This is a genomic window from Marixanthomonas spongiae, from assembly GCF_003095375.1.
Lineage (GTDB): Bacteria > Bacteroidota > Bacteroidia > Flavobacteriales > Flavobacteriaceae > Marixanthomonas > Marixanthomonas spongiae.
Genome location: NZ_QEHR01000005.1, coordinates 185,999 through 205,934, shown reverse-complemented (window position 1 = coordinate 205,934; position 19,936 = coordinate 185,999). Strand labels below are relative to the sequence as shown.

General features: G+C 40.9%; 21 protein-coding genes. 9 read left to right on the top strand and 12 right to left on the bottom strand.

Features of this window, described 5'->3' with window-relative positions:
- Window positions 1-16: 16 nt before the first annotated feature.
- The 6 genes from pheT (at window position 17) to DDV96_RS09135 (ending at window position 5,588) form a co-directional block, all read left to right on the top strand.
- Window positions 17-2,464: a phenylalanine--tRNA ligase subunit beta gene (gene pheT, locus DDV96_RS09160; RefSeq protein WP_394340128.1), complete on the top strand. Its 2,448-nt coding sequence runs from the start codon at window positions 17-19 to the stop codon at window positions 2,462-2,464.
- Between the two features lie 143 nt (window positions 2,465-2,607).
- The gene (locus tag DDV96_RS09155; protein ID WP_240607697.1) at window positions 2,608-3,342 is read left to right on the top strand and encodes a hypothetical protein; all 735 of its coding nucleotides are present in this window, start codon (window positions 2,608-2,610) and stop codon (window positions 3,340-3,342) included.
- Between the two features lie 5 nt (window positions 3,343-3,347).
- Entirely contained in the window at window positions 3,348-3,593 is a 246-nt protein-coding gene (locus DDV96_RS09150; RefSeq protein WP_116694459.1) for a hypothetical protein, read from the top strand.
- 393 nt (window positions 3,594-3,986) lie between these two features.
- Entirely contained in the window at window positions 3,987-4,235 is a 249-nt protein-coding gene (locus DDV96_RS09145) for a putative signal transducing protein (RefSeq protein WP_116694458.1), read from the top strand.
- 45 nt (window positions 4,236-4,280) lie between these two features.
- Complete coding sequence (locus DDV96_RS09140) at window positions 4,281-5,090, top strand: helix-turn-helix domain-containing protein (RefSeq protein ID WP_133240832.1); 810 nt, start codon at window positions 4,281-4,283, stop codon at window positions 5,088-5,090.
- A 42-nt stretch (window positions 5,091-5,132) separates the two neighbouring features.
- Window positions 5,133-5,588: a hypothetical protein gene (locus tag DDV96_RS09135; protein ID WP_116694456.1), complete on the top strand. Its 456-nt coding sequence runs from the start codon at window positions 5,133-5,135 to the stop codon at window positions 5,586-5,588.
- A gap of 125 nt (window positions 5,589-5,713) precedes the next feature.
- On the opposite strand, the gene DDV96_RS09130 is transcribed toward DDV96_RS09135, so the two are convergent.
- Window positions 5,714-7,339 carry an ABC-F family ATP-binding cassette domain-containing protein gene (locus tag DDV96_RS09130; protein ID WP_116694455.1) on the bottom strand — a complete coding sequence of 542 codons (1,626 nt, stop codon included), beginning with the start codon at window positions 7,337-7,339 and terminating at the stop codon, window positions 5,714-5,716.
- Between the two features lie 151 nt (window positions 7,340-7,490).
- On the opposite strand from DDV96_RS09130, the gene DDV96_RS09125 reads away from it, so the two are divergent.
- Window positions 7,491-8,897: a TlpA family protein disulfide reductase gene (locus tag DDV96_RS09125; protein ID WP_133240831.1), complete on the top strand. Its 1,407-nt coding sequence runs from the start codon at window positions 7,491-7,493 to the stop codon at window positions 8,895-8,897.
- Window positions 8,898-9,058: 161 nt separating this feature from the next.
- Here the strand turns inward: DDV96_RS09125 and fsa are convergent, their stop codons facing one another.
- The 8 genes from fsa to DDV96_RS09090 form a co-directional block, all read right to left on the bottom strand.
- Window positions 9,059-9,712, bottom strand: a complete 654-nt coding sequence (fsa, locus tag DDV96_RS09120; RefSeq protein WP_116694453.1) for a fructose-6-phosphate aldolase — start codon at window positions 9,710-9,712, stop codon at window positions 9,059-9,061.
- A gap of 79 nt (window positions 9,713-9,791) precedes the next feature.
- Window positions 9,792-10,601, bottom strand: coding sequence for an SDR family oxidoreductase (locus tag DDV96_RS09115; protein ID WP_116694452.1), 810 nt, complete (start codon window positions 10,599-10,601; stop codon window positions 9,792-9,794).
- A gap of 83 nt (window positions 10,602-10,684) precedes the next feature.
- Window positions 10,685-11,440 (bottom strand): LytR/AlgR family response regulator transcription factor, encoded by a 756-nt coding sequence (locus DDV96_RS09110; protein ID WP_116694451.1) that lies wholly within the window; start codon window positions 11,438-11,440, stop codon window positions 10,685-10,687.
- Window positions 11,441-11,577: 137 nt separating this feature from the next.
- Entirely contained in the window at window positions 11,578-12,303 is a 726-nt protein-coding gene (locus DDV96_RS09105) for a head GIN domain-containing protein (protein ID WP_116694450.1), read from the bottom strand.
- Window positions 12,304-12,335: 32 nt separating this feature from the next.
- Window positions 12,336-14,138 (bottom strand): PspC domain-containing protein, encoded by a 1,803-nt coding sequence (locus DDV96_RS09100; RefSeq protein WP_116694449.1) that lies wholly within the window; start codon window positions 14,136-14,138, stop codon window positions 12,336-12,338.
- Window positions 14,135-14,473 carry a PadR family transcriptional regulator gene (locus tag DDV96_RS09095; RefSeq protein WP_116694448.1) on the bottom strand — a complete coding sequence of 113 codons (339 nt, stop codon included), beginning with the start codon at window positions 14,471-14,473 and terminating at the stop codon, window positions 14,135-14,137. Before DDV96_RS09095 ends, DDV96_RS09100 begins: the two co-directional genes overlap by 4 nt.
- Window positions 14,474-14,478: 5 nt before the next feature.
- Window positions 14,479-14,649, bottom strand: coding sequence for a hypothetical protein (locus DDV96_RS15845; protein ID WP_165805991.1), 171 nt, complete (start codon window positions 14,647-14,649; stop codon window positions 14,479-14,481).
- The gene (locus DDV96_RS09090; RefSeq protein WP_165805990.1) at window positions 14,633-15,169 is read right to left on the bottom strand and encodes a DUF4870 domain-containing protein; all 537 of its coding nucleotides are present in this window, start codon (window positions 15,167-15,169) and stop codon (window positions 14,633-14,635) included. The genes DDV96_RS15845 and DDV96_RS09090 overlap by 17 nt, the downstream gene beginning before the upstream one ends.
- 133 nt (window positions 15,170-15,302) lie before the next feature.
- Here DDV96_RS09090 and DDV96_RS09085 point away from each other — a divergent pair, with 133 nt between their 5' ends.
- Window positions 15,303-15,758 (top strand): DUF4442 domain-containing protein, encoded by a 456-nt coding sequence (locus DDV96_RS09085; RefSeq protein WP_116694446.1) that lies wholly within the window; start codon window positions 15,303-15,305, stop codon window positions 15,756-15,758.
- Window positions 15,759-15,971: 213 nt separating this feature from the next.
- On the opposite strand, the gene trxB is transcribed toward DDV96_RS09085, so the two are convergent.
- Window positions 15,972-16,940, bottom strand: coding sequence for a thioredoxin-disulfide reductase (trxB, locus tag DDV96_RS09080; protein ID WP_116694445.1), 969 nt, complete (start codon window positions 16,938-16,940; stop codon window positions 15,972-15,974).
- Between the two features lie 128 nt (window positions 16,941-17,068).
- On the bottom strand, window positions 17,069-17,515 hold the full coding sequence (locus DDV96_RS09075) for a methyltransferase family protein (RefSeq protein ID WP_165805989.1): 447 nt from the start codon (window positions 17,513-17,515) through the stop codon (window positions 17,069-17,071).
- Window positions 17,516-17,849: 334 nt separating this feature from the next.
- Between DDV96_RS09075 and DDV96_RS09070 the strand changes: the two genes are divergently transcribed.
- A complete protein-coding gene (locus DDV96_RS09070) occupies window positions 17,850-18,284 on the top strand; it encodes a hypothetical protein (protein ID WP_116694443.1) in 435 nt (144 codons plus the stop codon).
- A gap of 113 nt (window positions 18,285-18,397) precedes the next feature.
- Here the strand turns inward: DDV96_RS09070 and DDV96_RS09065 are convergent, their stop codons facing one another.
- Window positions 18,398-19,906: an FMN-binding glutamate synthase family protein gene (locus DDV96_RS09065; RefSeq protein ID WP_116694442.1), complete on the bottom strand. Its 1,509-nt coding sequence runs from the start codon at window positions 19,904-19,906 to the stop codon at window positions 18,398-18,400.
- Window positions 19,907-19,936: the final 30 nt, after the last annotated feature.

The window sequence follows — 19,936 nt, the reverse complement described above, 5'->3', positions numbered from 1 at the left end:
AAATGCTATCTTTGCAATTCGTTTAGAATTATTTGAAATGAAAATATCGTACAACTGGCTTAAACAATTTATAAAACTGGACTGGAGTCCCGAAAAAACGGCCGAATTGCTTACCAATCTCGGCCTGGAAGTAGAAGGGATTGAAAAATATACATCTGTGCCCGGTGGTCTGGAAGGCATAGTGGTAGGTCATGTTACCGAATGTACAAAACATCCAAATGCCGACCGTTTAAAATTGACGAAAGTAGATTTGGGCAATGGCGAACCGGTACAGATTGTATGCGGTGCGCCCAATGTTGCTACAGGTCAAAAAGTGCCGGTTGCAACAGTAGGCACGACACTTTATACTGCCGAAGGGGAACCGTGGAATATTAAAAAAGGAAAAATTCGAGGCGAAGTAAGTATGGGGATGATTTGTGCTGAAGATGAATTGGGACTAGGCCAAAGCCACGATGGCATTATGGTCTTGGACAATGATCTACCGCCCGGAAAACCCGCTAGTGAACTGTTTGATATTGAAAATGACGTTGTTTTTGAAATAGGCCTGACCCCAAACCGTGCCGATGCCATGAGCCATTGGGGCGTAGCGCGCGATCTGCGGGCCGGTTTGTTACAGGAAAACATTACCCTGGAGCTTATTACACCGTCCACCAGTAGTTTTCACGTGGATAACCGCACCTTAAAAATAGATGTGGACGTGGCAGACCTTAAAAAAGCGCCACGGTATTGTGGTGTTACCATTAGCGGCCTATCTGTAGAACAATCGCCAGCATGGTTGCAAAACCGATTACAGGCCATTGGCCTCACGCCCATTAACAATATAGTTGATATTACCAATTACGTGTGCCACGACCTTGGACAGCCGTTGCACGCTTTTGACGCTGCAAAGATAAAAGGCAGCGAAGTGAACGTAAAAACACTGCCAAAAGGAACCAAATTCACTACTTTAGATGAAGTAGAACGCGAATTGCACGAAGACGACCTAATGATCTGCGATGCCGAAGGCCCCATGTGCATTGCCGGGGTTTTTGGTGGCGCCAATAGCGGTGTTACCGAAACTACTACCAGCATCTTTTTGGAAAGTGCCTATTTTGATCCAGTGAGCGTACGCAAAACAGCCAAAAGACATGGATTGAATACCGATGCCTCTTTTCGTTTTGAAAGGGGGATTGACCCAAACACCTGTAAATATGCGATGTTACGGGCAGCATTGTTAATTCAGGAAATTGCTGGAGGTGAAATTACCAGTGAGGTAGTCGATATTTATCCTAAAAGGATTGAAGACCACCAAGTGTATCTTAATTTTGAAAACGCCTCTAAGTTGATTGGCGAAGAAATTTCACCGGAAATCATAAAGGATATTCTCAACTCGCTCGATATGAAAGTAAACAGCGTAACCGAAAGCAGCATCGGGATGTTGGTCCCCGCCTACCGTAACGATGTAACCAGAGAGGTGGATGTGATTGAGGAAATTTTACGGGTGTACGGATACAACAACATTAATTTTACCGAAAAACTGAATGCCTCCATCGCCATAACACAACCTGTAGAAGACTATAAAGTGCAAAATAAAGTAGGTGATCAATTAACAGCATTAGGCTTTAATGAAATGATGGCCAATTCGCTTACCAGCCCTGATTTCGTTGATTTTTCAGAAAACTTAAAACCCGAACACAACGTGATCATGCTCAATCCTTTGAGCAAAGAGCTTTCGGTTTTACGGCAATCTATGTTGTTCGGCAACTTAGAAGCACTTGCCTATAACAGCAATAGGCGCATGCCAAATGTAAAATTGTTCGAGTTTGGAAAAACGTACCATACCTTTTCTGAAAAGCGGGTGGAAAACAAACATTTATCCATTTTAATATCAGGTGATAAAAACCAAGATAATTGGACCAGCCCAGCAGAACAGGCCGGTTTTTTCTACGGAAAAGGAATCGTTTTATCAATTTTGGAACGTCTTGGCATTAACCCGACCACTGAAAAAGACACCAAAAACGATATCTTTTCGGAAGGCATAGCCATTTTAGCAAATAAAAAACAAATTGTAGAATTAGGTATTTTAAAGAAACAGCTTACCAAAGAGTTTGATGTGGAAGCAGAAGTATTCTACGCAGATTTTAATTGGGATGCCGTATTGAGCAGTATTTCCCGTAACGGTTTTCTTGTAAAGCCCATCCCTAAATATCCGCAGGTAAAACGTGATTTCGCCCTGTTACTGGACGAGAACGTTTCTTTTAAAGAGCTGCGGGACGCTGCCCAACAAACCGAAAAAAAATTGTTGGTTGGCATGAACCTTTTTGATGTCTATACCGGCAAAAACCTTCCGGAAGGTAAAAAATCGTACGCAGTGAGTTTTACCTTGCAAGACGATAAAAAAACCCTGACCGACAAACAGATAGACAAAATAATGAAGAAACTGCAACAACGGTTTGAAAAAGACTTTGGGGCAACGCTTCGGTAAATACATTTTACAAAACACGCGAACAGCCTGTATTTATTAGGCTATACACTTATTTTAAACTGTCTTTTGCAATGATTCCCAGACGTTAAATTCGGGAATTGGTTGTTAAAATGTTGCGTTCCTTTTAGTTATGCCTTAATTTTATGGAAAAAGAAACCGGTATGCTATCGAAAACCAATATTGAAACGAAACTGGAACGGGTTCGGGACAAGCGTATTTCCGAAACCGATATTTTAAAAGAAGTCGAAACCATATTTTCTGAAACAAAGGCCAAGCGTGATGCCATTAAAAAAACACTTGTAGAAGATGCTTCAGGAAAAACAAATAGTTTTGATTTTGACAAACTGAAGAGCAATCGCGTCTATCATATTACCGATATCCAAAAAATATGTGTGGATTACCGGCTTCGGTTTTTAGACTCGCGGTTTTTTAAAGGCACCATTCCTGAAGAAGCGGTAAGCAAGATCCGCCAACTTGAAAACGACCATAACACTGCGCTTGGCAATTTTAAGATTATGGCCCCTTCTAAACTGCTGAAACTGGAAAATGCCGACGATCCCTTGCTTTTCGCTCCAATGGGCAACGATTATTTTTACCTGATCCATAAATGGGGCAATGATTTGCACCCATTGAGAAAGCTATTGATGTGGCCGTATAAAACCTTGGAAAACCTCGTAGTAACCGTATTTTTGCTTAGCATCCTGTTAACGGCCATCACGCCTATGCATTTATTTTCGGCAGCGCCAACCATGCAAGAGTATGTATTGTTGTTTTTGTTTATGTTTAAATCTGTGGGAGGCCTAGTTATCTATTACGGCTTTGCAAAGGGGAAAAATTTTAATACAGCCATCTGGAAAAGCAACTATTATAACGCATAAAACCTATGGACACAAACCAAGAAACTATTAAAATATATACGGGGCCCGGTGTCATCGCACAGGGGCTTATCTCCGTATTACAAGGTTTGAATATCGAGCCCATAATTAAAAACGAACAACAAAATGAGCTGGTAAGCGGTTTTTCTGTGGGTGGGGCATCTCATGACCTTGCCGTGTTCATTAGAAAAGACGAACTTGAGAAGGTTCGTCCTGAAATAGAATCTTATTTAGCTGAAGTTGGTGAAAAGTAAAGCCGGAATGACATTAAAAACTTTATCATAGTGCCGTTTTTTTATTTTCCGAAGATTTAAATTCTGTTGAAAGCATTTCCATAAAAACCAGGAAGTTCAGACTTTTGGTTTTATCTTCCAATTTTCTTCAATTATCAATATTTCTTAAACAAATTTCCGTAGGCATATTTATATTGACATTATTGAAAAATCAAAGCAGTGTTGCCATGGGTTTTCTAAAAGGAATAAAAAAGTGTTTAAACTTATAAAAGACTAAACCTTAGGAAAGCATAATAACACGGCAACTATCCTCATGAACGAGGATGGTTTTTTATGAAAGTTTTCACAAGCGGCAACCCTGCTAACCGAAATAAGTCAGTATTTTAGTATATAGAAATATAAAAAACACAAAACATGCCAAACAATCCCGAAGAGACCATACGCATCTATACTGGTCCAGCCTTAGTGGCCCAAGCCTTAAAATCGAGACTTAACGATATTGGTATTGAACCCATAACCAAGGACGACCACCAAAGTGGCATCGTTAGTGGATTTGCCATTGGCGTGCCGGGACAGGTACGGTTGTTTATCCGTAAAGACCAGTTGCCAAAAGCACAACCGGTAATTGATCTCTTTTTAAAAGACATGGCAGAAGAAGAATAACCTGCGATTGCAACCATAGCGTTGTAAGTGCTAAAAAAAACCGTTTTGGATAATGGCTTTATCATACAAAAACCTTTTAACCACCATTTGCAAACCTTGGTGGATTACTACTTTTATTTAGACATTCCCGTAAGCCAACTTAAACTTCAGGAAGAACACGTCATCCCATTTCCAAGGATTACTTTTGGTTATTTTTTTGACCATCCCTTTTCGGTTACCAACCATACCGCTAATGAAACGGTTACGGCCAATATGGTCATTTCGCGCATCGCTACCGACCAGATTTCGGTTAAGCCACTTACCGACAGGGTAAAGATTATCGGTGCCCACGTACGGCCTTATACGTTGGTATTTTTAACTGATGAAAACATTTCTAAATTACCTTGGCTGATCGATACCGAGAACTTGTTCGGAAACCGAGCAAAGCGTTTTAAACGCGACGTAGAAAATTGTGCAACACCACAAGATATGTTTGCCGAAGTTGAAAACATATTCCTGAAAACGATTCTCGATAAAGACCTATCAACCATCATAAAAGCCGTTAGGCTCATTGAATCGAAAAAAGGGGAAATTGCCCTTGCAACGCTTTCAGAAAAACTGAACCTTTCAAACCGGACGCTTCGTAACCATTTTTATCGCGCTTTGGGATGTTCGCCAAAGGATTACATACAGTTGGTAAAATTGAAGCAATCTATTTTCCAGATGAAACATTCCGCCGACAACCTCACTGAAGTAACCTATTCACAAAACTATGCCGACCAAGCCCATTTTACCAATACGGTTAAAAACCTGACGGGCGAATCCCCAAAAGATATTCGGAAAAAAATGCCCGATTTCCGATTTTTGCAATTTTAGACACCGGTAAGCACGTAGTTTTATCCCTTAAAGCCCAAAGAGATGAAACGTTCCAAGATTGTTACCGTACACATTATTGCCACATGTATCGCAGTTATGACCATTAGTTGCTTTTTCAGCTTTTCGCTTTTGGCCGAAATACTCGGGAATGAAGTATTTATAAAACAAGTAAAAACAGCTATTCTCTACTGTTTGCCCATTTTATTAATCTGTATGCCAGTTCTGGCCTTATCGGGAAAAAAACTGGCAGGAAATTCAAAAAGCTCCATCGTTGCAAAAAAATTAAAACGAATGAAACTGGTTGCCATAAATGGCGTCATCCTGATTTCATTGGCGATATACCTGTATTACCACGCCATTTTTAAAACCATCGACACCACTTTTTTATTGATTCAAATTTTAGAATTGTTATTTGGAGCGATAAATTTAGGACTGATTGGCTTGAATATTCAGGCTGGTTTAAAACTATCGGGCAGGATGAAAAAGCGCCGCATTTAAAGTGTTGAAAAAAAGTAATGAAATAAATTTTAATCTACTTTTTCTCACCTTTAATTATTTGTTTGCCAAACGTTTCAGATAAAAACAGATACAAAAAATCCCGCCAAAAAGCGGGATTTTTTATCTTATGCCTCCACAGCATACATTTTGTCACGCTGTTCTTTTAATTTTTTGTCGTTCATGTATTCATCGAAGGTAGCATAGCGGTCAATTACGCCATTTGGGGTCAACTCAATCACGCGGTTACCAACGGTTTGCGCAAATTCGTGGTCGTGGGTGGTGAGCAACACGGTTCCTTTAAAGTTTTTCAAGGAATTATTGAAAGCTGTAATCGATTCCAGGTCCAAGTGGTTGGTGGGTTCGTCTAACATTAATACATTAGCACGCATCATCATCATTCTACTCAACATACACCGCACTTTTTCGCCACCCGAAAGTACATTCGATTTTTTGAGGGCTTCTTCGCCACTAAAGAGCATTTTACCCAAAAAGCCACGAATATAAACCTCTTCCCGTTCTTCTTCGGTTTTCGCATATTGGCGCAACCAATCTACCAAGGACATATCGTTTTTAAAAAACGCTTCATTATCCAAAGGCAAATAGCTTTGCAAAGTTGTTACACCCCATTTGTATTCGCCCGCATCGGCTTCCATATTGCCGTTTATAATTTCGTAAAAAGCAGTTGTGGCACGGGAATCCCTTGAGTACAATACCACTTTATCGCCTTTCGCCAAATTGATGTTAACGTTCTTGAAAAGGGTTTCGCCATCCAAGGAGGCTGCCAGCTTGTCCACGTTCAATATTTGGTCGCCGGCTTCACGCTCACGGTCAAAAATAATGGCGGGATAACGACGGCTAGATGGTTTAATGGCATCGACATTCAGTTTCTCGATCATTTTCTTTCTCGACGTTGCTTGCTTCGATTTTGCTACGTTGGCACTAAAGCGACGAATGAAATCTTCCAATTCCTTTTTCTTTTCTTCGGCTTTTTTGTTTTGTTGGGCGCGTTGCCGCATGGCCAATTGGCTGCTTTCGTACCAAAAGGTATAATTTCCGCTGTAATGGGTTATTTTTCCGAAGTCAATATCGCTGATGTGCGTACACACCGCATCGAGAAAGTGACGGTCGTGCGAAACCACGATTACGCAATTGTCATAATTGGCCAAAAAGTTTTCGAGCCACGTGATGGTTTCGTAATCCAAGTCGTTTGTTGGCTCATCCATAATCAACACATCTGGGCTGCCAAACAAAGCTTGGGCCAGCAGCACCCGCACTTTTTGCTTTCCGTCCAAGTCGCCCATCATAGAATAATGCAAGCTTTCGTCTATCCCTAAGTTAGACAGCATGGCGGCGGCATCGCTATCGGCGTTCCAACCGTTCATTTCTTCAAAAACAACTTGCAGTTCGCCAATTTTTTCGGCATTGGCATCGGTATAATCGGCATACAGTGCATCGATCTGTGATTTTATTTCAAACAGCGGTTTGTTTCCGCGAAGCACTGTTTCCAAGACGGTATATTCGTCATACGCATTGTGGTTTTGCTCTAATACCGACATGCGTTTTTCTGGTTCTAAATGTACGTGCCCAGAGGTTGGCTCCTGTTTTCCGGCCAGTATTTTCAAGAACGTGGATTTTCCGGCACCATTGGCACCAATGATCCCGTAACAATTACCTTGCACAAACTGGGTGCTTACCTCATCGAACAACACGCGTTTACCAAACTGCACCGATAAATTTGAAACTGAAAGCATTTTCTTTTCCTTTTTTAAAAATTTTGCGCAAAAGTAACGAATAACCTGCGATTGAAGAAAGATTAACGTTTTATTATTCCTTTTAACGTGTGGTTAACAGTTTGCCCTCGCAGGGTCGGTTACATTTGTTGGTAACCAAATGTTTATTTTTGTGAGCAAAAAGTTACTTTTCTTCCTATTTATTGCAACACTAACCGTTATTTCCTGTAATGACAATAAAGAACCGGCTACGGGAGATACGTGGATTAGCGGTGAAATTGTGAATCCTAAAAACGATTTTATTTACATTACCCGAAATAAAAAAGTACTGGACACCGTAAAACTGGACAACAATAATTTTTTTTCCTATCAGTTTAAAGATCCTGAAGCTGGAATTTACTTTTTTAACCACAATGAATACCAAACGGTTTTTGTTGAACCCGGTGACAGTATTTTATTACGGGTAAATACTATTGAGTTTGACGAATCGCTTTCATTCTCTGGAAAAGGCGGCGAAAAAAACAACCTGTTGATGCGTTTTTTTCTGTTAAATGAAAAAGAAGCTCCCCTATTGGCCCGTTACTACCAATTACCCCCCGCGGAATTTGAAACCAAAGTGGATTCCTTGAAAAAAAAATGGGAAAAGATTTACAACGGGTTTTTAGCCAAATATGATCCTTCTGAAACATTTAAAGAAATAGCCCAATCCAATATCGATTACATCTATTATATGCGCAAAGAGCTTTATACGGCTGCACACGCCAATAAAAACACTTTAAACCCGATTATCTATCCGGCTGGTTTTTATGCGTATCGAGATAAAATAGATATGGGAAACGAATTGCTCCGCACTACCTATCCGTATTATCGTTTTTTGAATTTTTACTTGGACAATCTCGCCCACGAGAAAAGAGAAGCAAAAACACATTTCAATAGGTTATCCTTTGCCCACAACTATGCAAAATTGAGGGTCATCGACAGTGTCATCACGAACGATTCGCTTAAAAACGATCTTTTAAAATACAATGTAAGGCGATACCTGCTCAATGCTAAAAACGCTGAAAACGAAGAGAAAATCATTGCGCTTTTTGAAGAAACAAGCACCAACACCCAGCACATCAAGCGAATGAAAAAACTAGCCGAGGCCACGATGCAACTGACTCCAAACCACAGCTTGCCTAATTTAGAACTGGTAACAACAAACAATACCTTGGTACAATTAAAAGAAGTGATCAAAAACCCAACAGTATTCTATTTTTGGTCTGTAAAGTCGGCACGCCACAATAAGACCATTCATTTAAAGGTAGCTGAACTGAAATCAAAATTCCCAGAATACGATTACATTGGCATCAACACCGATACCAACTTCAAAAAGTGGTTGAATATGGTAAAAAAGCAAGATTACGACCTTTCCCATGAATATCAATTTGAGGATATTGGCCAAGCAGAGAAAAAACTGGTGCTCACCTCGGTAAACAAAGCCTTGATCGTTGATAAAAACGGTAAGATTTTAGAAGGCAACACCAATTTGCTCAGTACCGAAATTGAGGAGCAGTTATTGGGGTATATCAATAAATAAGAGGGCGTCTAAAAAGTAAAAGTAGATTGAATTGTCTGGTCGAGCGCAGTCGAGACCTTATTGGAGTTTGCTGGTATGGAGTTCTCGACTGCGCTCGAACGGACAGCTAAAGTTACTTTTTAGACACCCTCTTTTATAATTTCTGAATTAAATTTCTTTTCTTAATTTCCCTTTTTATAATCTGCCAAAAACTTCTCCAAGCCAATATCAGTCAGTGGGTGTTTTAACAAACCTTCTATTGAAGAAAGAGGTCCGGTCATAACATCGGCTCCAATTTTAGCACATTCCAAAACGTGCATGGTATGACGAACAGAAGCTGCTAATATTTCAGTTTCAAAACCGTAGTTATCGTAAATCAAGCGTATTTCGGCTATCAGATTTAGGCCGTCTGTTGAAATATCATCCAATCTACCAATGAATGGCGACACATAAGTAGCACCTGCTTTTGCAGCCAATAAGGCTTGCCCTGCAGAGAAAACCAGTGTACAGTTAGTACGGATTCCTTTATCGGTGAAATATTTTATTGCCTTTACCCCTTCTTTGATCATGGGTACTTTCACCACGATCTGCTCGTGCAGGTCGGCCAGTTGTTCGCCTTCTTTAACGATGCCGTCAAAATCGGTCGCGATCACTTCAGCTGAAACATCGCCATCCACGATTTCGCAGATATCGACATAATGTTTTAAAATATTGTTGCGGCCGGTAATGCCCTCTTTGGCCATTAAGGAAGGATTGGTGGTCACGCCATCCAAAACGCCTAAGTCTTGTGCTTCGCGTATTTGATCTAAGTTTGCGGTATCGATAAAGAATTTCATAGTAACTGTTTTTGGTTTTGACAATTACAAAAATAAGGAAGATTACCGCTGTTTTAAACCGAAAAGGAAAAAAGATTCTCTATTTCAATTTATAATGGTTCAGTAACATTCGTTCGTAGGTCTTGTCGGGGAGAATTTTTTTCAGTACAACTGAAAATTTCTGAAGGAAAGAGCCAACCTTATAATGTACTTTAGGATTTTTCGTTTCGATAATTTGATGCACTACTTTAGCCATTTTATCTGGATCTTCGCCAGCGTCTACGTGCTCATCCATTAATTTTAAGGTGTTCCCGTATTCTTTTTTATAAGGCGAATTCTCTAATTGTGGCGCGTGATAACGGCTAGCGGCAATATTGGTGGCAAAATCGCCCGGGGCAATGTTGGTCATTTTAACACCAAATTGCCGTACTTCCATCCGCAGGGCTTCAATGGTGATTTCGAGCGCGGCTTTAGTGGCCGAATAGATACCCCGGTACGGCAGCCCCATATACCCTGCAATAGAAGTGATGTTGATAACAGTGCCACTTCCCTGCTTGCGCATAGTGGGCAATACCGCTTTTATCACATTTATGGGCCCGTAAAGGTTAGTGGCAAAAGCCTTTTCAATTTCGGGGTTTGGGGTTTCTTCAATAGGGCCGGTAATACCTACGCCCGCATTGTTGACCAATACATCAATTCTACCTTCCTGTTGCAATAAGTTGCTTACAGATTCCTGTACACTTTCCAAACAAGTTACTTCCATTTTCAATAGTGGGAACGGACTGGTATCGCTATATTTATCAGGATTACGGCTGGTTCCGTACACTACGTAATTTTTAGAAAGTAAATAAGCACCTATGGCCTTTCCTATCCCGGAAGATCCGCCAGTTATTAAGACAACCTTTGACATAAATATATGGTTTATAGCTCGCAAAGATGCAGTTACGCCTTAACTTTTGCAAGGATAGCTGTATTTTATTTCTGAAATATGAGTTATTCCAACCATATTTTAAAATCTTTCACTTTCTCACGGGCCACGATAATATCTTGATCGGAATAATTGTTTAGTTTTAGCTGTAGCCGTGAATTGGTATAAGAAATTATATCTTTTATAGCATTTATGTTGATGAAAAACGTCCGGTTCACACGGAAAAATGTTTGGGGAGCCAGCTCGTTTTCCAGTTGCTCCAATGTAGTATCGAGTAAATAATTACGCCCTTCGGTGGTATGCGCGTAAGTGCCTTTGTTTTCAGAATAAAAACATTCAATATCATCTACCGAAATCATTTTAAGATGCTGCCCAATTTTCGTGGTAAAGCGTTTTTTGTACTCGCGTTCCACTGGATTGATTAGCATTTTTTTTATGTCTTCAAAGTTTAACTGAACGTTTTGCTGTTGGGGTTTAAAGGTTTTGTATTTTTCAACTGCTTTTTCCAAATCCTCTTGATCGATAGGCTTCAACAAGTAATCGATGCTGTTCAGCTTAAAGGCCTGCAGCGCATATTCGTCATAAGCGGTAGTGAAAATCACAGAACTGGTTATGGAAACGGTATCGAAAATTTCAAAAGAAAGACCGTCGCTCAACTGAATGTCCAAGAAAATCAATTCGGGTTGTGGGTTGTTTGAAAACCATTCCACAGCTTCTTCCACACTGTGCAGGGTGTGTTTTACGATAACATCCAGTTTTTCCAGCATGCGTTTTAAGCGTCGTGCCGAAGGTTTTTCGTCTTCTATAATCAATACTTCCATATTCAATAAATCAAATTTTACGCTACTAAAATAACAATTAAAGGTTGGAAGCTTGAAATAAAAACTACTGAAACAACAAAAACCGAAGCTGAATTGTCTTCGGTTTTTGCATTTTGGTAGGTTAATAGGGATTTCAACTACATCTTATGCGTTCCGCCGCCAGATTTGCTTTCGTTTTGTGAAACATTGCCCGGATTGCCGTAGTAATGCACATCGCCACCACTGGAGGTTTCGGAAACCAATTTTTCTTTTACGTTTACCGTAATATCGGCACCGCTGGAAACATCGGCCGTGCAATTGATTACCAACAGGTCTTTGGCGTTTAAATCACTTCCGCTGGAAGCTGAAGCGTCCAAGTTTGTGGCTTTGCCCGACACTTTTAAATCGGCCCCGCTACTGGTTTCGGCAATTAGATATTTTGAAAAGACTTCCACTTCCAAATCGGCACCACTGCTGCAATCCAAGGTTAGTTGCTCACTTTCCACTACCGAATTTCCTATGACATCGGCTCCGCTGCTGGCTTCAATGGTGTTTAATTCAGTATAAGTTACATATACTTTTTTCGCTTTAGAACGACCAATGTTTTCTTTGGTCTTAATTTTTAGCTTGCCATCGATTATTTCGGTTTCAATAATATCGACCAGGTTTTCATCGGCTTCCACCACTATTTTTTGCTCGTCGCCCTGTGTTAAAAATACATCTAAGCCCGCGCTACCGCGAACCGCATTGAATGGCTCTGAAGCAGGGCGTTCTTCGGTTACTACGTTTCCGTTACCGTTGGTCTGGCCAAGGTTGATGTCAAATTGACATGCAGTGCTTACACCTGCTATCAATACTAATAGAATTGCATGGATTGGTTTCATAATCATTGGTTTTATCGGTTCTTGTTGTTTGTTTATTGATCGGAAATCACCGAATCTGTTTCAACGGCATCCCCTTTCTCTTGAATGGTTTTTGAATTGGTTTCACCTTGCTTAAAGCGTTCATTTACATCTTGTTTCCAGTTTTTTGAACTTGTTTGCTCGAGGGTTACTTCGGCATCGCTTTTAGAGGTATCGTCTAAAGTATCTGTTTCCAAAGAAGTTTCAGAGGCATCCCCTTCCAAGGTTTCCATTTCATCCTCACAATCCAAGCACTGTGTGGCGTCGCGGAGTATCAACAGCTTTTTGCCTTCGTCCCCGTTTTCCAGTATATCTTCGTACCGGGAATCGTTGCGGTGAAAGGAATAGGTGTTTTTATCGGCCACCAGCACGCTGCCTTCTGGCAAATAGAGGGTCACCTCCACTTCTTGATCGTGAAACTTGTTTTCTGTTCCAGTGGTTAAAAACCCATCTAACAGCAAGGTATTGTTCTCAAAAGAATAGTTATAATCAATGGCCCGGGCATGCTTTTTAGCATCGAGGAAGCTCTTTCCTTCAGCCTTGCGCTCGATCAATAACTTCCCTACGGAATCTTTTGTGGAACGAACGATCAACCTTATGTCATTGGTATAAATAATACGTTCGTCTGCTTCATTGTATTTAAGCTCCAGGCCTCCGTGACGGTGCACTTCGTATTCATATTGCTTATCGGCACGCATTTGCAATTGTAAGGTGTCCCCTTTTTGTACCGGAATGGTGGTTTCGGTAATTTCTTCACCATCATAGGCTTGTTGTGTGGCTTGGCGAATGCCCAAAATACCCAGTATTATCAAAGATACAAACCATACCACCACCAAGGTGATCTTTGCCGGTGTACCGATGGACTTTAGATTGTTTATCAACAGTTTCAGGCCTAGTATAAAAAGTACAAAAAATGGAATGCCCACCGCAAATAAGGTCAATACCGAAATGATCCAGATGGGGGTGCCGGTGGTATCGAACATAGTGATGTACTCCATTAACTCGCCAGTGCCCCAAAGGCCGACCGTACCCAAAGTGAACAGGCTAACGATAAGTCCTACCAAGGCGCTCAATGAAATAACGATTAAAAAAAGCCCAAAAAGTTTCACAAAAAAGGTGAAAATGGCCACAATGATCTTTCCCACGGTGTCGAAAAATCCTGAAGTACCTTGTTTAACCTTACTACCATATTTTTGATAATCGGCATTTTTAACTTTATCGGCAACGGTATCATACCCTTCTTTGAACTTCCGTTCTATATTTGAAATATTGACCGGTTCGCCCGTCATTTTCAGTTTATCGGAGGTGGTTACCGCTGCCGGCACCAAAATCCAGAAAATAATATAAACCACAATGAACACTCCTTGCGAAAGGAGGGTCAAGATAATCCACAAGAGGCGAATCCAGATGGCATCTACGCCTAAATAATGGCCAAGGCCGGAGGAAACCCCAGAAATGAATTTATTGTCTATGTCACGAAACAGCTGCTGTCTCTTAGACCTGCTTCGGGTTTGGGCTTTCTGTGCTGGTGGCACATCGTCGAACAGTTCTTCGTCCACTTGATAATCTTCCGGTTGTCCCATCACGGCAATAACCTCGTCCAGTTCTTTTAAAGAAATGACTTGGGATTGGGTTTCAATTTTTTCAGAAAAAAGCTCTGCGATACGGGCCTCTATGTCGCGCATGATCTCGTCGCTGCCATCCGGGCCGGTGAGTGATTTTTTTATGGCATCGAGGTATCGGGAAAGTTTTCCGAAGGCATCTTCATCTATATGGAAAAAGGTTCCTGCCAAATTTATGTTTACTGTCTTTTTCATTTCTTGGTGTTTTCGCTGGTTACTCGGTTTACCGCCTGTTGCAGTTCGCTCCAGGTGGTGTTCAATTCGTTTAGGAACAACTGTCCGGTTTCGGTCAGTTCGTAATATTTCCGGGGTGGGCCGCTTGTTGATTCTTCCCAGCGGTAGGAAAGAAGCCCTGCGTTTTTAAGCCGTGTAAGCAAAGGATAAATGGTTCCTTCTACCACGAGCATTTTTGCGTCCTTTAGGGTTTCCAAAATATCGGAAGTGTACGCCTCCCCGTCCTTTAAAACGGAAAGGATGCAATACTCCAAGACCCCTTTGCGCATTTGCGCTTTTGTGTTTTCAATTTTCATCGGTCCTATTTACAATTAATCGTTTCGTTTTTAGTGAACAATGCCGCTTTGTTGCTTTTAACGGCCTGCTGGCATTGTATCGTTGTATTCATAGCGGTTTCATTTTTTTCTTTGCGCACTTCGGCACCCAAAAAACTTAAAATTGCTGCCAATACGATGTTAACTAGTGTGCTCATGCGGTTGGTTGTTTTTTTCTGAAGCAATTTCAGAAGTTGGTTTTAAAAAAGAGATACATAAGGGATAGTTGTACATTTTCCCTTTAGCCGCGTGCATGGTTGCGGTGATCACGGCATACAATTCCAATACGAAAAGCCCAAATAACAACAACCCTGCAATTCCGAATAAAAGAATGTATCCTGAAAGATTTCTTATTTCGGCAAAACCCGGATTGCCGACCGTATCTTCCATCGCCTCCATAAGCGAAATGAAATCTGCCGCAAATATGACAAAGAACGGAAGGCACACCAACCCTATCCCGATGGAATACAATAAAATGCTCAACTGAAAATTTAGGGCTTGTTTTCCATGGGTATCCACAAATGGTTTTTCTTTGTGAATGGTCCAAATAATCAATGGAGCTATAAAATTGGCGAACGGGAACAAGTACTTTAAAAAAGTGCTTAAATGGATTCCCGCTGCGATATTCTTTTGGTTTTCAGCTTCTTTTTCAGAAAGGTTTGTCAAAATTGTTGCCATTGTCATTAAGTTCTTATACAAAGATAAGTACAAAAAAAGGTATTATGTTACGCATAGTACTAAAATTTAACATTTATTTAAGAATTAGCAGGTTCGTCTTTTTTGGAGTATCTTCGCTATAAAACCAATGCCTATGGCACTTAGCCCTTCAAAAATCAATACTTTTTTATTTTTTAAATTGCCTTCCGCTTGGCTTACGGGGGTCCGGGTAATGCGTATTGACGCCAATAGCTGTGTCACTTCGGTAAAACACCGGTGGATCAATCAAAATCCGTTTAAATCGATGTTCTGGGCGGTACAGGGTATGGCTGCCGAGTTAAGTACTGGCGCTATGGTCATGGCGACCATTAAAGAAAGTAATGAAAATATTTCTATGCTGGTTGCCAATAACAAGGCTTCATTTTCAAAAAAAGCAAAGGGAAGGATCACGTTTACCTGCGAAGATGGAATTAAAGTAAAAGAAGCCATTCAAGAAGCTATAAAAACCGGAGAAGGTCAGACTGTCTGGATGAAATCTCAAGGTGTTGATAAAGCTGGGAATGTTGTTTCCACCTTTGAGTTTGAGTGGACGGTGAAGGTAAAAAAGTAAACTATGGTTTAAAGATACCGCCAAAGATAGAAGCAAGACGGCTTCACTGCAAGAATTAAGAAACAGGGCTTCTTTAAAGATATAGCCTTATTTTCTCCTAAAAAGAGGAATACGCAATTAGTAGGATGTGATCTCTCCTGTCGTCGAGATGACTAAAAAAAAGTCCCGAGGCAATATACTTCGGGACGTCTAATGAATATAGTTCTTTTTTTACTACGCCTCTACCGTTTCTTCGGTTTCGACGGTCTGTAAATACCGTTCGGCGTCTAAAGCGGCCATACAACCGGTTCCTGCGGCTGTAACAGCTTGACGGTATTCTTTATCCTGCACATCGCCACTGGCAAAAACACCGGGTTTGTTGGTTTTGGTACTTTTCCCTTTGGTTATAACGTAACCGGTGTCGTCCATATCTAACTGCCCTTTAAATATTTCGGTGTTAGGCTTGTGACCAATAGCTATGAACAATCCCGTAATTTTTATTTCTTCTTTTTCGCCCGTTTGGTTGTTTACCATTCGCAGGCCTTCAACAACTTGATCGCCCAGCACTTCATCCACTTCGGTGTTATAGCGAAGATCAATGTTCTTGGTGTTGGTTACGCGGTGTTGCATGGCTTTGGAAGCTTTCATATAATCCTTACGCACTAGCATAGTTACTTTGGTACAGATATTGGCAAGATAGGTTGCTTCTTCAGCAGCGGTATCGCCCCCGCCTACTATGGCAACATCTTGACCTTTGTAGAAAAATCCATCGCACACGGCACAGGCCGAAACCCCGCCACCACGTAATTTTTGTTCGCTTGGCAATCCTAAATATTTTGCCGTTGCACCTGTTGATATGATAACCGTTTCGGCTTCCAGCTGTTTGCTGTTGTCCACGGTTACTTTATGGATACCGCCTACTTGATCGCTAAAATCCACGGCCGTGACCATTCCCATACGCACTTCGGTTCCAAAACGTTCGGCCTGTTTTTGCAAGTGCACCATCATGGTAGGGCCGTCCACCCCATCGGGGTAACCGGGAAAATTATCAACTTCGGTAGTGGTGGTCAATTGCCCCCCGGGTTCCATACCGGTGTACATCACAGGTTTTAAATCTGCCCTTGATGCATAAATAGCTGCCGTGTATCCTGCTGGACCAGAGCCAATGATCAAGCATTTTATTCTTTCAATAGTATCTGCCATAATAGAGTTGTTCAAGTTCATCGCCCGAGAAACTGGGCGGTGTTCATTTCAAAATGTAAAAATACCAACTTTAAATAGAACCTTACAAAGAAAGTTATTAATAAACGTTATTTCTTTATCGGAAACGTTTATTTCCTGAGTTTTGGAAAAAAACGCCCCGTCTTTTTTTTATAGACCCGATACTGCTCATATTTTTCAACCATCCAGCTTTCTTCACTGTCCGATTTATAATAAAAAACCACTGCCATAATAACCGTTAAAACAACTTTTAATACCGAAGCGGTAAATAGTGCATAGGCCAACATACTCAACAAAATACCCGAATAGATAGGGTGACGCACATATTGATAGATGCCATTAAAGGTCATACGGCTGCCTTTTTTGGAATGTATCCCGCTTAAATCGTCATTGAGGTTCAATATCCCCAAGAAGATGACCACAAAACCCAAGCCTACCAATGAAAGTAAGGTATAATTCACCCATGGGGCAAAAGAATAGGATAGTATATGAATGTCAATAAAATAGCAAGAGAAAAGTATAAACTGAATGATTAAAAACAATACTTCTTTTTTCAAAATTGAGGAGGTTTTTAAAAAGCAAAAGCACTCAAAAATAACATAAATTAACAGGTTTTACCAAAAATATATTGTTGGCATTGCAATTAACTTGAAAAAACTGAGCAGCACCACAATTATACGAAAAAACTTACTTACAGCAACATGTAGGAAAATATTTGCAGCTTCAAAAATAAAATATCGTATTATTTTTTTACTTTTAGTCCAATTCAAATCACAGACCAATCCCCTTTTTTTTACTTAGTGTCCCAATACCTCTTGAGCGCACCCATAAAATATCAATGCCATTAATGCTGAAGATATGTAACTCAAGTAATAATTAAATATAAAAGGTATGAAAAAAGTAAACGCACTCTTGTGTACCATAGCGGTACTGTTGTGTTACAGCAGTGGCCTATGGGCACAAGAAATGAAAGCAAAGAAACACGAGAACCCTGAATGGGTACGCATTGCGTATGTGAAGTTTAAACCCATGATGAAAGACAAGGCAAAGAGCATTATTAACGATTATTTTATGAAAGCGGGCCAAAATTCTGGTGGAGCTGCACCTACTTCGTACGATTTAGCTTCGGGCGAGTATGATATGCTCGTTATTTTCCCAATGGAAAAAGGCATTGAAACCCTGAATTATAAAATGACCGAAGAGGACGTAAAGTGGATGGGAGAGTTGAGCAAACTTACAGGTGGTCAAGAAAAAGCAATGGCCAAAATGCAAGAATTTTATTCGTACGTCGCTAAAATGGACAGTGATATTGCTATGAAAGAGTAACACTCCATATTTATTAATTTAGTGAAAAAACAGGTCGTGGGATTATATTCACGGCCTGTTTTGTATTTTTGGAACCTTACTTATTTCGTGAAAGCACTCGTTTAGCATTACAATTACAAATAAGCGCCTACTTTTACCGAAGGGTACAACTCTTCGTATGATTTTATCTCCCCTTCCAACTTCTTAAAGATCAGTTTCCTGTCAAGCTGTTCCAAATCGGTACAGCCGGCTGCGGCAAACAGTTCAGTAAAGTCTTTTAATATCTCGTGGTGGTAGTTGCGCACCCGTTTCCACTTGTCGGCAACCACTAAACCTCTCATTAATCGAGGATCGTTGGTGGTAACGCCCGTAGGGCATTTGTTGGTGTCGCATTTAAGTGCCTGGATGCAGCCCAAGGCCAGCATCATCCCACGCGCCGAGTTACAGAGATCGGCTCCAATGCAAAGCGCTTTAAAAATATCGAAAGCAGTAAAAATTTTTGTAGCCGTAAATACTTTGATGTCTTTCTTTAAATCATAACCATTCAATACGTCCACCACAAACAGCAGTGCCCGTTCCCACGGCATGCCCACGTAATTTGAAAAGTCTATGGGCGCAGCACCGGTGCCCCCCTCTGCCCCATCTACAGTGATGAAGTCCGGTTTTATTCCTGTTTGTACCATTTGTTTACAGATGGTTATAAATTCTTCTTTACTGCCAATGCACAGTTTAAAGCCTATAGGTTTCCCGTTGGAGAGTTCGCGCATTTGCTGCACGAATTCCAAGAGGCCTTTTGCATCGTTGAATGCCGAATGCCCGGGAGGCGACAATACTTTGGTATGCGGCTCAATGCCACGTATTTTAGCGATTTCCTCATTGTTTTTAACAGCTGGCAATACGCCTCCGTGTCCCGGTTTTGCCCCTTGGGAGATTTTAATTTCTATCATTTTCACCGTTGGCATCGCAGCTTTTTCCGTGAACTTTTCCGGAGAAAAATTACCGTCCTCCGTTCGGCAGCCAAAATAACCAGTACCCACTTCATAAACCAGGTCGCCACCTTGCAAGTGATACTCTGATATGCCCCCTTCACCCGTATCGTGAAAAAAATTGCCTGCCTTCGCACCTAAATTAAGGGCCTTTACCGCATTCTTACTGAGGGCACCAAAACTCATGGCCGAAATATTAAACAAACTCGCCGAATAGGGTTGCGTACATTGAGGACCACCAACCATAACCCGTGGCGGATTTTCCAATGTTTTTGAAGGGTAGATACTGTGCTGCATCCATTTAAAATTCTCTTCTTCCACGTCCAGCTCAGTACCAAAGGGATGGGTTTCATTTTCCAGTTTGGCCCGTTCATAAATATATTGTCTATGGTTTTGGTCTATGGGCTTGCCATCAGTGCCAGATTCCACAAAATATTGATGGAGCTCCGGGCCGATCATTTTCAGTAAAAACCGCATATGGCCTATTACAGGAAAGTTTCGCAATACGGTGTTTTTTTTCTGAAACAAATCGTACATCCCCAATGCAAAAATCAAAACAGCCAATATGGAGAACCCGTAAGCGGGCCAAATAGCCGTAAGCACGATGCCGGCAATAATAAAAAGTACGATTCCAGTAAAACGAATGGCTTCTCTCATATTTTAAATATTTTCAAGTATATGCACGTA